General features: G+C 60.4%; 12 protein-coding genes. 9 read left to right on the forward strand and 3 right to left on the reverse strand.

Going from position 1 to position 12451, the window contains the following annotated elements; translation table 11 throughout:
* The first annotated feature begins 37 nt into the window (after nucleotides 1-37).
* A complete protein-coding gene (locus JNM28_08760) occupies nucleotides 38-1621 on the forward strand; it encodes an ABC transporter permease subunit (protein MBL8068527.1) in 1584 nt (527 codons plus the stop codon).
* A gap of 61 nt (nucleotides 1622-1682) precedes the next feature.
* Here the strand turns inward: JNM28_08760 and JNM28_08765 are convergent, their stop codons facing one another.
* Genes JNM28_08765 through JNM28_08775 form a run of 3 tightly spaced genes read right to left on the reverse strand, consistent with a single transcriptional unit; the run spans nucleotide 1683 to nucleotide 4792 of the window.
* Nucleotides 1683-2807, reverse strand: coding sequence for an acyltransferase (locus tag JNM28_08765; GenBank protein MBL8068528.1), 1125 nt, complete (start codon nucleotides 2805-2807; stop codon nucleotides 1683-1685).
* Nucleotides 2808-2819: 12 nt separating this feature from the next.
* Nucleotides 2820-3905, reverse strand: a complete 1086-nt coding sequence (serC, locus tag JNM28_08770) for a 3-phosphoserine/phosphohydroxythreonine transaminase (protein MBL8068529.1) — start codon at nucleotides 3903-3905, stop codon at nucleotides 2820-2822.
* 41 nt (nucleotides 3906-3946) lie between these two features.
* Nucleotides 3947-4792, reverse strand: coding sequence for a hypothetical protein (locus JNM28_08775; protein ID MBL8068530.1), 846 nt, complete (start codon nucleotides 4790-4792; stop codon nucleotides 3947-3949).
* 36 nt (nucleotides 4793-4828) lie between these two features.
* Here JNM28_08775 and queC point away from each other — a divergent pair, with 36 nt between their 5' ends.
* From queC to pstA, 8 genes are all read left to right on the forward strand, one after another.
* Nucleotides 4829-5518: a 7-cyano-7-deazaguanine synthase QueC gene (gene queC / locus JNM28_08780; GenBank protein ID MBL8068531.1), complete on the forward strand. Its 690-nt coding sequence runs from the start codon at nucleotides 4829-4831 to the stop codon at nucleotides 5516-5518.
* Complete coding sequence (locus JNM28_08785; protein ID MBL8068532.1) at nucleotides 5515-6231, forward strand: 7-carboxy-7-deazaguanine synthase QueE; 717 nt, start codon at nucleotides 5515-5517, stop codon at nucleotides 6229-6231. The genes queC and JNM28_08785 overlap by 4 nt, the downstream gene beginning before the upstream one ends.
* A gap of 45 nt (nucleotides 6232-6276) precedes the next feature.
* Nucleotides 6277-6975 (forward strand): polysaccharide deacetylase family protein, encoded by a 699-nt coding sequence (locus JNM28_08790; GenBank protein ID MBL8068533.1) that lies wholly within the window; start codon nucleotides 6277-6279, stop codon nucleotides 6973-6975.
* Between the two features lie 39 nt (nucleotides 6976-7014).
* The gene (locus tag JNM28_08795; GenBank protein ID MBL8068534.1) at nucleotides 7015-9078 is read left to right on the forward strand and encodes a (Fe-S)-binding protein; all 2064 of its coding nucleotides are present in this window, start codon (nucleotides 7015-7017) and stop codon (nucleotides 9076-9078) included.
* Entirely contained in the window at nucleotides 9075-9413 is a 339-nt protein-coding gene (locus JNM28_08800) for a holo-ACP synthase (protein MBL8068535.1), read from the forward strand. Before JNM28_08795 ends, JNM28_08800 begins: the two co-directional genes overlap by 4 nt.
* Before the next feature lie 65 nt (nucleotides 9414-9478).
* On the forward strand, nucleotides 9479-10555 hold the full coding sequence (locus JNM28_08805) for a PstS family phosphate ABC transporter substrate-binding protein (GenBank protein ID MBL8068536.1): 1077 nt from the start codon (nucleotides 9479-9481) through the stop codon (nucleotides 10553-10555).
* A 22-nt stretch (nucleotides 10556-10577) separates the two neighbouring features.
* Nucleotides 10578-11561: a phosphate ABC transporter permease subunit PstC gene (gene pstC, locus JNM28_08810; GenBank protein ID MBL8068537.1), complete on the forward strand. Its 984-nt coding sequence runs from the start codon at nucleotides 10578-10580 to the stop codon at nucleotides 11559-11561.
* Nucleotides 11558-12442, forward strand: a complete 885-nt coding sequence (pstA, locus tag JNM28_08815; protein ID MBL8068538.1) for a phosphate ABC transporter permease PstA — start codon at nucleotides 11558-11560, stop codon at nucleotides 12440-12442. Before pstC ends, pstA begins: the two co-directional genes overlap by 4 nt.
* Nucleotides 12443-12451 lie beyond the last annotated feature (9 nt).

The raw sequence follows: 12451 nt of genomic DNA on the forward strand, positions 1-12451 counted from the left end.
AGGCGAACCCAGCCGCGCCTTGGATTACAATAGCCCCATGTCTTTGTTCGGCAAGGTGGGCCGGCGGCGCCCCCGCGCCGTGTTCGCCATGGCGTTGGTCTACCTGGTGCTGGTTCTGGGGGCCCTCACAACCCTCTACCCGTTTGCCACCATGGTCACCACCGGGTTCAAAGGGACAACCGACCAAGACGACAACAAGCTGGTCCCCGGCTATTGGTCCGACGATGCCGAATTGCTGAAAAAGTACATCGATGACAAATATGCCGGCAATGCGAACCTGATCGCCAGCACCAAAAACACGTCCCCTGCCGACACCGCGGAATTGGCAACCTACCAAAAGTTTTTGATGCAACTGCCGCCCGATGCCTGGGTGGCCGGGTTCAGCACTCCCAGCGCCAATGTCACCAGCCGCCTCAACCGCGTGTGGCAGGATTGGCTCCGCACCCGCTACCACACCGTCGAAAAGGTCAACGACGCCTACACCGAATTCAATGGGGCATTCCAGCAAATCACCCCGCCCCCCGAGCGGTTGGAAGACCCGGCTTGGAACCCCAAAAACGACCAAAAATGGCGCGACTGGCTGGAATTCAAGTCCACCCTGCCGGCCGAATTCCGGATCCCAGTCACCGGCAACCGCCTTTACCAAGAGTTCCTGCGGGTCAAATATAAGAACCAAATCGGCGACGTCCCCAAAACCGTCGCGTTCAACGGGAAGCCTGATTTTTCCAATGCGGGGCTCTCGCCGAATTGGAAGGATGCTTTGCCCCCCGACGAATCGGAGTTCTATTCAAAGGGCCTTCCCAAGGTGTTTGCTAATGGGGTCACCTTGGAACGGCAGTGGGCGGCATTTGCCGGGCTCGGCACCCAAAAAGAAGGCTCGCCCACGCTGACATTGCCCATCGCTGCGTTCGATTCTGCCTACCTCCACGCCCACCAGTCAGAAATCCGCCGCGAATTCACGTGGCGCAATTACGCCTACGTCCTCGACTACGTGCTGATCAACGGGCGGGCCGTGGCCAATACGGTGATTTTCTGCTTGCTGACCATCCTGGTGCAGCTAACAGTGAACCCGATCGCGGCTTACGCCCTCAGCCGGTACCCGATGAAAGCCACTGGGAAGATCCTGATCTTCCTATTGGCGACTTTGGCCTTTCCGGCAGAAGTTGCCCTGATCCCGTCGTTCCTTTTGCTCAAAGACCTGCACCTGCTGAACACGTTTGCCGCGCTCGTGCTCCCGGCGGCGGCATCGGGGTACATGGTGTTTTTGCTCAAAGGGTTCTTTGATTCGCTTCCTGCCGACGTTTTTGAATCGGCCCAGATTGACGGGGCCCCCGAATGGAAGATGATGTTGCGCATCGCTTTCCCTCTGTCCAAACCGGTGTTCGGGTATCTCGCGCTCCTCGCCTTCATGGGGGCTTACGGGGCGTTCATCTACGCCTTTTTGGTGGCGCAGGATCGCAACATCTGGACCCTGATGGTTTTTATTTACCAACTGCAACTAGTCGCTCCCAAATCGATGGTCATGGCGGCGGTGACTTTGGCCGCGCTGCCAACCCTGGTGGTGTTCTTGCTCGCCCAGAACGTGATCATGCGGGGGATCGTGTTGCCTGGCGAGCGGTGACACAGCGAGCCAAGTTGAAAACCAGCGCAACGGTGTTTCGGGAAGCACGCAGAACAAAATCTTATCCCGTCCGCGCCCTGACCCAAGCATGCAGGGGCTTTTCCACCAACTCGTGCCCAGCAAACCCCACCGCCAACACTGCGGCGAGAACCGCCAACCCTGGCGTGATCCCCGGCCAGCCAACCGGGTTGAAATAGAACTGCATCAGTTCCTTGGTCGGCCAGTGGGTGATGTAGATGGCGTAGCTCGCCGCGCCCAGTTCCTGGACGGCTCGGCAACTGAGCCACGAATTCACCCAGCCCTGACCCCCGACCCCGGCCGCGATCGCCAGGCAAAACGCCGGAGCCAAAAACGCCGTTACCATCGATGGCGGCCAAGTCGGGTTGGGCACCTGCGCCAAAATCACCGTCCAGGCCACGATGCCAGCATAAACCCAGTCGGAGTGACTGGCCACCCATTCCCAGATCCAACCCCGCGAAACTAAGGTCCCCAAACACATCCCGGCAAAGAAAGCCGGGACAAAAATCGGAGAACCGAAATGGCCGACCCCGAACCCCACCTGCTTGATCCACCCGTGGCCCAACAATTGCAAAAACCCCAATCCAACCTGGATAGCGCCATATAGGGCAAGCGACCAAACGACGCCCCGCCGCAATTGCCCCCGATCCCAATCCATCAAACGGGGGAGCAAAAACGGGAAAAGAATATAGAAAAGCAATTCCGCCGACAGGGTCCAGGCGGGGACATTGCTGCGGAACAGCGCGTTGAAGGCCCAACCGTCAGTCCGGAATAAACTCCATTCCCCCGGGGCTGTGCTCTGGGTGAACGGCATCGGGTTCGCGCCCCCCTGCACCGTCCAGACGAGATGGAAAGCAATCCCGGGCACCAGGCTTGCCGCATAAAGGGGGACGATGCGCCCAAAACGGGCCCAACCGTATTTCTTGACCCCATCCCGGTCAAAAACCCCGCCCCCGGCCCGGTGGTGGTAGACCAGGCTGAGGATAAAGCCGGACAAGATAAAAAAGAACACCACCGGCAATACGCCGTAGCCGCGCAAGAACCGCAGAGCCGATTCTGGGAGCCCCGGCGGATGGAGGGATTCGATGTGAACGACCACGACCCACAGTGCCGCCACCGCCCGGAATCCAGCAAGCGGCCGGATCACCCCGCCGTGGCCCTGGCTCAAAGCCGTGACCGGTCAGCCATTGGCTTGGGCAAAACCTTTCATGAATTGGCCGAGCTCGACGCAACCTTCTCGAGGGAAGGCATTGTAAATGCTTGCCCGGCACCCCCCAACTGAACGGTGCCCTTTCAACTCATAAAAGCCGGCCGCTTTGGATTCGGCCAAGAATTTCTCGGTCAGCGATTCATCCGGGAGCGTGAAAGAAATGTTCATCAGCGACCGGTTCTGCGGTTGGGCATGACCTTTGAAGAATCCGCCTGACCCGTCGATGGCCTCGTAGATGTGGGCCGCCTTTTCCGCGTTGTAACCCGCCACCGCTTCCAGCCCGCCAAAGTCGATCCAATGCTTGAACACCAGGCTCATGATGTAGGCACCCCACGTGTTGGGGGTGTTGTACATCCACTCGTTTTCCACTTGGACCTTGTAATCCAGGAGCGGCGGCAATCCATCGGGAACCCGCTCCAAGAGATCTTCCCGAATCAAGACCAAGGCAACCCCGCTTGGGCCCAAGTTTTTCTGCGCACCGGCATAAATCATGGCGTAGCGGGACACATCGAACGGCCGGCTCGCAATGCACGAACTCATGTCGCAGATCCAATCCTTGCCGTCGGCAGGCGGGTCGCCCAAGAAATCGACGCCCTGGATCGTCTCGTTCATTGTGAAGTGGGTGTAGGCGGCATCGTCGGCATACGTCGCCAGGTCGTAACCGGCAACATCGTAGTTCGACCCTTTTGCATCGTGCGCCAAGTTCACCGAACCATGGAGCTTGGCCGAATCAACCGCTTTGGCCCCCCAGGTGCCGGTCCGCAGATAATCCGCCGAACCGCCATTGAGGAAATTCATCGCCAACATCGTGAATTGCAGGCTGGCCCCGCCTTGCAAGAAAAGAACCTTGTAGTTGTCCGGAACCCCCATCAACTCGCGGCAATATTGGTCGGCTTCGGCCGCGATCTGGCCATAGTGCTTGCCCCGGTGGCTCATCTCCATCACCCCGACCCCCGACCCTTTCCAGTTCAGCATGTTGTCGCGGGCTTCTTCCAAAACCGGCACCGGGATTGCCCCCGGCCCAGCCGAGAAATTGTAAACGCGGTTGTATGGCAAGCTCATGTCCCGATTCTAGCGAATCGGTGCCCCTGTTTTCGCTAGCTACCCGGTTCCTTAACCACGGCAATCACTTGGGGGTCGCCACCCGTCGGCCGGGCCGCTTGCAAGGTCACCCGCCCCGATTCCAAGTCCTTGGCCCGAAAAAGGATCCAACGGCCATCCCGCGACCAATCCACTTGATCGCAATCTGCCCCTTCGGGGCTCAGCCGGCTGACCCGGCCCGTTTTTCGATCCCAAACCATCGTCCAACGAAAGGCACTTGCCCTGGGGATCACCACGGTCACCGCCGCCAAATCCGGCATCAACGGAGAAGGCCGGACTTCCAAAACCTCAGTCGCTTCGGGCAAATCCTGCACTAAAGCCCGGATATCCAGCACCCGGGTCTGGCCCGTCGAGACATCGAGCCGCACCCAGCTCGAACCCACCTTGCAAAGCAATGTCCGCCCGTCCATCTCAAACGAGGGATTGGCCGAGCCATCCCCCTTGTTGATTGAACTCAGCATCGTGGCCGGCCCTTTCCCCTTGAGTGGAATGCGCCACAATTCCGAGCCTTCGCCCGAGACAAATTCGGCGACCAGGAACGAGCCACTCGGATCGACGACCGGGCGCCCGGCCGACAAGAAACCCAATTGCGAATGGTCGAGCAGCTTGGTCCCTTCCGCATCAAAAGCAACCACGCGGGCCGAACCGTCAACCGTAAAAGCGCACCCGCCGTTCAAGGGAATCTGGCTGACTTGGGAACCTTGGCCCAATACCTGCCCTTTGTCGCGGGAATCTTTAACAAGCACGACATCTTTCGTCCCTCCGGGCCGGAACCGCTCGCAGGCGAAAGGGAAAACCCCGGCCGGCTGGGCCAAAGCGAGTGAGGCGATCAGACTGACCACGATTCTTCAGACGGCCGGTCCCCATCCGAAGTCCCCATGGCCCTGGTACCTTGGCCCTGCGTGAGTGTCAAAAACGCGGTCGTTCTGTTGAGCGGTGGGCTCGATTCCGCCACATGCCTGGCCATCGCCCGCCATGACGGGTTTGATGCCTATTGCCTGACAATCCAATATGGGCAACGGCATGCGGTGGAACTCGACGCCGCCGGGCGGGTTGCCGCCGCGATTGGTGCCCGGGAGCACACCACACTCTCTGTCGATTTGCGGGCCTTTGGGGGCAGTGCCCTCACCGACGACATTGACGTGCCCAAAGACAGCCTCGGTGACGGGATCCCCGTCACCTACGTCCCGGCCCGGAATACGGTCATGCTCAGCCTCGCCTTAGCTTATGCCGAAACCCGCGGAGCCGAAGACATCTACATCGGGGTCAACGCAATCGATTACAGCGGCTACCCCGATTGCCGTCCCGAGTTCGTTGCCGCTTTCCAGGATTTGGCGCGGGTGGCGACCAAGGCCGGGTCGGAAGGTAGCCAGATCACCATCCATGCCCCCCTGATCCACCTTTCAAAGCCCGACATCATCCGCCGGGGTTTGGAACTCGGCGTGGACTACGGGCTCACCCATTCTTGCTACGACCCGCAAGGTGGCCGCGCCTGCGGACACTGCGACAGTTGCCTGATTCGGCAAAGCGCGTTTGCCGAATTGGGCATGGCGGATCCGGCCCAATGAGCAAGCTCCGGATCTCCGAGGTTTTCGGCAGCGTTCAGGGTGAAGGCGGGTTCATTGGCGTCCCCACCACGTTTATCCGGGTCAGCGGTTGCAACTTGCGCTGCACCTGGTGCGACACGCCCTATGCCAGTTGGGAGCCTGAAGGACCAAAAGTCGATGTCGGCGACTTGGTCGAGCAGGCCCGGCAGATCGGCAACACGCATGTCGTCCTCACCGGGGGGGAGCCCATGCTCTTTGACCCCATCGAAGAACTGGCGGCCCGACTGGCCCAAGACGGCCGGAAGGTCACGGTCGAAACCGCCGGGACGGTCTTTCGGTCTTTGCCCGGGGCCCTGATGAGCATCAGCCCCAAACCCGCCCACTCCACGCCGCCACCCGAAACCCCCGGCGGGTGGGCCGCCCGCCACGAAGCGGCGCGATTCCAACCAGCGGTCGTTGCCCGATTGATGCAAGCCCACCCCTACCAGCTTAAATTCGTCGTCAAGCCGGAGGAAGAAGATTCGATCGCCGAAGTCCAGTCCATGCTCCGGGACATCGCGGGATGCTTGGAGGCGGAAATCCCCAATGAACATGTTTTCCTTATGCCCGAGGGCCGGGATGCGGCCACGATTTTGCGCCGCATGCGCCGACTCGTCCCCCACTGCCAGCAAACCGGTTTCCGACTCGCCCCCCGCCTGCAAATCGATTTGTTCGGCGACACGAGGGGCACTTGAAAAACACTTGCACATTCCGCCGATTCCGCGTACATTAGATCTGGAATGGCACGCACAAGGGGGATCGTTTCACTCACATACGATGGCACCCAGCTGTGCCATGTCGAAACGGCATTGCCCGACTTGCAACGGGCCGGGTTGACGGCAACCTTTTACGCCGAACCAGCGACCTTGCTGGACCACTATCCCACCTGGAAGCAGGCTCAAGCCGCCGGGCACGAGATCGGCAACGGGTCTTTGATCGGAGCCGCCCTCCCAGACGGATCTCTCCCCGCTTGGACGACCGAAATGATCCTCGACGACCTCAGCGAGGCCGACGACCTGTTGGATGAGTTGTTCCCCATGCAAGGCGAGGACTCCATCGCGTTGCCATTCGGGAACCCGCAATGCGCCGACCGGGCCGACTACGTCCCGGAACTCCAAAGCCGCTACAGCGTGATCCGCCTGGGTGAGACGGGAGTCAATGCGGCCGCCTTGTCATCGGCCAACTCGCTCAAAGTCATCGACCCGAGCGACCTCAATGGGAACCAGCTTGCCCAGATTGCGCGCCAGACCGTTCAAAACCCGACCTGGATCGTCTTCGGTTTCGACGGCATTGGGAGCGGCCGCCGGTCAATTGACCACGCCGCCCACGTCCAACTCCTTGACTTTTTGGCCCAGAACGCCGACCTCGTGGAAATCCTGCCCGTCATCCGCGCGGCGCAGATGCTGAACCGCCAGGGCCAAACCGCCAAGCTCGTCTGACCGCGCAACCGGGGCAAGTCATCCGCCACAATAAGCCCGGTGGAACCCACCCGCACCGAATTCCTGTTCCTGGACGGCCCCCTGCCCAAGGCCGTTTTTTACACGCTGACCTTTTTGAGCCTCGGCATCATGGCTTGGCAAATTTTGGGCTCGGCGAGGCACTGGATGCGGGGCTCCAAAATCGATTGGCGCCCGAATTACCTGGCGGGGGTCGCCAAATACGTGCTTGCCCAAAGAAAAGTGATGGGGTCCCGCCCCAAAGAAGGCGCCCCGCTGCACCTTTTCATCTTCTACGGGTTTTTGAGCCTGCTGCTGGCGACCACGCTCCTGGCAATCTCCACCTACGGGCCGCTTGTCGGCCTGCCCCATTTCCACAAAGGGGGCTACTACCTTGCCTACGAAACCATTTTTGACGCCTTGGGGCTGCTCTACGTGGCCGGCATCGTTTGGGCGTTGCGCCGGCGGTACCGTGATTCGCGCGAGCTGGGTCAACCGATTCCCGACCCCGCAACTGGGAAACTTAGCCGGGCGGCAAACCCAGCAACCACAACTTGGCAGGATTTTGCCGTCCTCTACCTCCTCTTGGCCTTGGGGATCAGCGGCTACCTGCTGGAGGCGGCCAGGATTTCGGCAAACCCCCAACCGTGGGACGGCGCGAGCTTCGTCGGATATGGCTTGGCGCAAATCCTCCCCAAACTCACACCGACTGGCTACCAGGTCATTTGGTGGCAGCACATGGTTTGGGTCTGGCTCTTTTTTGCGACCTTGCCCCAAATGAGGCTCAAGCACATCGTAGTCGCCACCCTTGCCGCCGCCGGGACCGCCGAACGCCCGATGGGGCGGCTTCCGGAAACCTCCCCCGCCAAACTGGAAACCGGCGAACCGATCGGCGCCGCGGCGGCCACGGACCTCTCTCGGTGGCACCTCCTGACCCTCGACGCCTGCATGTCTTGCGGCCGGTGCACCGAAGTCTGCCCGGCCCATAACGTGGGCAAATCCCTCAACCCCAAACAGGTCGTCCAAGATTCGCACCGGGCTTTACGCACCGGGATCCCCCTTGCCGACGCCATTTCAGAAGACGCGCTTTGGGCCTGCACCACCTGCAACGCCTGCGTCGAGGCCTGCCCCGTGCTCATCCGCCACGTGGACATCATCGTCGAATCCCGTCGCCACCTTGTCGAGGCCGGGCGGCTCACCGGATCGGCCGTTTTGCCGTTGAAGCAAGCCGCCGGAACGGGTTCAGCCTGGGGCCAGAATCCGGCAGAAAGGGAGCAATGGATGGCTGGCCTGGGCATACCCCTGGCGCGGGAGGGAACCCCCTTCGACATCCTTTTTTGGGTTGGGTGTGCCGGCGCGACCGACCCCGCCGCCATCCGCACGACCCGGGCGTTTGCCCAACTCATGCAAAAAGCGGGGGTGGCGTTCGCCTGCTTAGGGCAAGAAGAATCCTGCACCGGGGATCCCATGCGACGGATCGGGGACGAAGCCGCATTCCTGCACCAACAGGGGATCAATGCCCAAGCCTTTCAAAAGTATGGAGTTCGCCGTGTCGTCACGGCTTGCCCCCACTGCCTCAACACCCTAAAGAACGAATACGAGCAAAGGGGGGAAAGGCCGTTGGAGGTCTTGCACCACACTGAGCTCTTAAGTCAACTCGTCACGGAAGGCCGGCTCAAGTCGGCGAACCCGGCCCAAGGCCAGGTCACCTACCACGACCCGTGCTACCTGGCCCGCGTCAACAATGTCAGCGATGCCCCCCGCAGCCTTGTTGGGCAAAAGTCGGACTTAGATTCCGACATCCCACTTTTGCTCAGGGAAATCACGACCGAACAAGCCCATGCCCAAATCTTGGCCGAGCCTGGAAACCGCGGGCGCAAAACGCTGTGCTGCGGCGCCGGAGGGGGACGCATGTGGATGGAAGAGGAACCCAGCCAACGCCCGTCGGAGCGCCGGGCCGGAGAACTCCTGGCCACCGGGGCGACAACCATCGCCGTCGGATGCCCGTTCTGCCGCATCATGCTCGATGCCGGGATCAAGCAAGTCACCGACGAGCCCATCAACCTCGTCGACCTTGCCGAACTGCTCCACGAGGCAAACCGGTGATCCAAGCAATTGGCACCGACATCGTCAGCATCGACCGGGTGGCCAAAGCCATGCAAAATCCCCGGTTCGTCCAGCGGATTTTGACCGAGCGGGAACGGGGGCGGGCCTTGACCGCCCAATACGTTGCCGGAAGGTGGGCGGCAAAGGAAGCGGTCAAAAAGTGCCTGCCGCAAGTGGCATCATGGCAACACGTCGAAATCGTCGCCGAACCCGGGCAGCCGGTTTCGGCGACTCTGCTCATCCCTATGCCCAACCCCGCGGGGCACCGCATCCACCTGACCATCAGCCACGAAAAGGACTTCGCGGTCGCCGTCGCCATCCTTGAAACACCCTAGCTGCCAAGGTCCTTTTGTTAACGAATTGTTAACAAAGGGACCCCAACATCGTTGCGAGGCAAACCATGAAATTGGTCAAAATCGCCGGCTTGACCGGTACAACACTTTTGCTCGCCGGGCTGATTGCGGCATTCGCCGGATGCGCCCCCGAAACCAAAGGAGGGGAATCGTCCAGCACCGCGACGACCGGATCGACCGCTCAATCCGGCGGCGAATCCAAGGCCGACTATTCGGGCCAAGAACTCAGCATCGACGGTTCGGGCACCGTATTCCCGATCGCCGCCGCCGCAACCGAGCTGTTCAATTCCACCATGGGCCAGGCCAAAATCACGGTCGGCAAATCCGGCACCGGCTCGGGCATGAAAATGTTCGTCAAGGGCGAAATTGGCATCGCCGATGCCAGCCGCCCGATCAAAGCCGACGAAATCGCCGAACTCGAAAAGGCCAAGATCGAATTCATCGAAATGCCCGTTGCTCTCGATGGCCTCTGCATCATCGTCAACAAAGAAAACACTTGGCTCAAGTCCATCACCATCGAGCAACTCCACAAAATCTGGGACAAGGATTCCAAAGTCAAGATGTGGAGCGAAGTGGATCCCTCCTGGCCAAAAGAAGAAATCAAACTTTACGGGCCGACCGACGCCCACGGCACATATGAATACTTTAACGAAGTTGTGAACGGCAAAAAGGACAACGTCCGCCCCGATTATTCGCAGCAATCCGAATATGACCCGCTGATCGCCGGTGTGGCTGGCGATAAGAATTCGCTTGGGTATGTTGGGTTCGCCTATTACGACGGCAACAAGGACAAAGTCCGCGCCGTGCCGGTCGATGGCGGCAAGGGCCCTGTCGAACCGAGCGAAGCCTCCATCTCCGACGGAACCTATTCGCCGTTTGGTCGGCCGCTGTTTATGTACGTCAACAAAGCCAAAATGGGTGAATCTAAATTGCTCGCCGACTTTGTGGCCTTCATGCTCGGCGAACACGGATCCGAAGCCGTCAAAGCCGGCGATTACCTGCCGCTCCCGGCCGATATCGCCGCTATGGTCAAAACCCGCGTCGAGGCGGGCACTACCGGCAGCATCTTTTCCGCGGCGGCACCGGGTTCCTCGGTTGCCGACATCTTGAAAAACGCGAAATAGCCTGCGGTAAGGTATCGACCCTATGGCAACCGTTGGAATCAATCCCGCAAAGGCGCGGAGTTTCCAAGTCGGGAATGCCAAGAGCCGGATGCGCACAGCCACTGAAAAGGCCGTGCGCATCCTTTGCCTCGTCTGCGCGCTTGTCTGCATAGTCGCCACCGCCGGGATCTTCGCGATCTTGTTTGCCGAATCCGTCCCGTTCTTCCAGAGCGTCCCGCTTTGGTCGTTTTTGACCGGCGACAAATGGCAGATGATGGGGTCCGAGAAGCAGTTCGGCATTTTGCCCCTGCTCTGCGGCACCCTTTTGATCACCATCGGGTCGGGGCTCGTCTCGATCCCGCTCGGGCTCGGGGTCGGGATCTATCTCAGCGAATACGCGCCGGAAAAGCTCCGACGGATCCTCAAGCCGGTGCTGGAACTCCTAGCCGGCGTGCCTTCGGTCGTCTTTGGCTACTTTGCATTGACCCTTGTCACACCCGCCCTCCGGGGATCTGTTGATTGGTTGCACCAAACGTTGCCCACCCTCAACCCGATGCTTCCCGATTTTCGGCCCGCCAATGCGGCTGCCGGCGCCATCGTTGTGGGGTTCATGACGTTGCCGCTCGTCAGCAGCCTGTGTGAGGACGCCATCACCGCCGTCCCCAAAGCACTGCGGGAGGCCGCGTTCGGACTGGGGTGCACCAAAAGCGAAGTCATCCGAAAAGTCGTGCTGCCCTCGGCCGTTAGCGGAATCGTGGCCAGTTTCATCCTCGCCCTTTCGCGGGCGGTCGGGGAGACCATGGCCGTTACCATTGCCGCCGGTGCCAGACCCCAGCTCACACTCAACCCCGGCGATGAGGTGATGACCATGACGGCCCAGATCGTCAACATCAGCAAAGGGGATGTCTCCCGTGGGGATATCCAATACCAGTCGATTTTTGCCATTGGCCTTCTGCTCTTCATCATCACTTTTGCCCTCAACATCCTGGCGTATCAGTTCGTCCGCCACAAATCGAGGGCGCAATGAGTTCGCCGGCCTTCCTTCAACCTTCGGCCCACACCAAACGGCGGCGACGGCAAGACCGGGTTTTCCAATTTCTTTGCCTTTTTGCGGCCGTTGCAGCGGTGGCCATTTTGGTGACGCTCATCACCAAAGTGGTCGCCGACGGCGCGCCCCGGGTGAATTGGCACTTCGTCTCTGAATTCCCGTCCCGCATCTTTCCGAAGAAGGCCGGGATCCTCAGCCCCCTGGCCGGTTCTGTCGCCGTGATGGTCCTCACCATTCTGTTTGTGGTTCCCGTCGGGATCGCCGCCGCCATCTACCTGCAAGAATTCAATTACCGCAAAGGGCCACTTGTCCGGTTCATCCAAGTGAACATCGGCAATCTGGCCGGGGTGCCTTCCATCGTTTTTGGGATGCTCGGCCTCTCGTTGTTCGTCACGGCCATGCATCTGGGCAAAAGCATCCTGACCGGGGCCCTCACCATGGGCATCCTTGTCTTGCCCATGGTCATTCTGGTGACACAAGAGGCTCTGAAAGCCGTCCCCAACAGTTACCGCGAAGCCTCGCTGGCCCTTGGTAGCACCCAATGGCAGACCATCCAGAAGGCCGTGCTCCCGAGGGCAATGCCCGGGATCCTGACCGGCATCATCCTTGCCGCCAGCCGAGCCATCGGCGAAACCGCACCCCTCATCGTCGTCGGGGCGGTCGGTCTAGTCACCTTCCTGCCCGACAGCTTGCAGAGCCGGTACACCGTTTTGCCCCTGCAGATCCTGGATTGGATCGGCCAGCCCCGAGAAGACTTCCGGATCGCCGCCGCCGCCGCAATCCTCGTCCTGATGGGGATGCTCATTGTGCTCAATTCGGTCGCGATTTTTATCAGGGCCCGATACCAAAGCAAGGTTTAATCCCGGCAA

The organism is Armatimonadota bacterium, from assembly GCA_016789105.1.
In the GTDB taxonomy this organism is placed as follows: Bacteria; Armatimonadota; Fimbriimonadia; order Fimbriimonadales; family Fimbriimonadaceae; genus UphvI-Ar2.

Bases quoted from the DNA above. Each gene is read 5' to 3' on its own strand.
- JNM28_08790 (MBL8068533.1), top strand. From the start codon at position 6,277: ATGGCACGCACAAGGGGGATCGTTTCACTCACATACGATGGCACCCAG.
- JNM28_08760 (MBL8068527.1), top strand. From the start codon at position 38: ATGTCTTTGTTCGGCAAGGTGGGCCGGCGGCGCCCCCGCGCCGTGTTC.
- JNM28_08785 (MBL8068532.1), top strand. From the start codon at position 5,515: ATGAGCAAGCTCCGGATCTCCGAGGTTTTCGGCAGCGTTCAGGGTGAA.
- JNM28_08805 (MBL8068536.1), top strand. From the start codon at position 9,479: ATGAAATTGGTCAAAATCGCCGGCTTGACCGGTACAACACTTTTGCTC.
- queC (MBL8068531.1), top strand. From the start codon at position 4,829: ATGGCCCTGGTACCTTGGCCCTGCGTGAGTGTCAAAAACGCGGTCGTT.
- pstA (MBL8068538.1), top strand. From the start codon at position 11,558: ATGAGTTCGCCGGCCTTCCTTCAACCTTCGGCCCACACCAAACGGCGG.
- pstC (MBL8068537.1), top strand. From the start codon at position 10,578: ATGGCAACCGTTGGAATCAATCCCGCAAAGGCGCGGAGTTTCCAAGTC.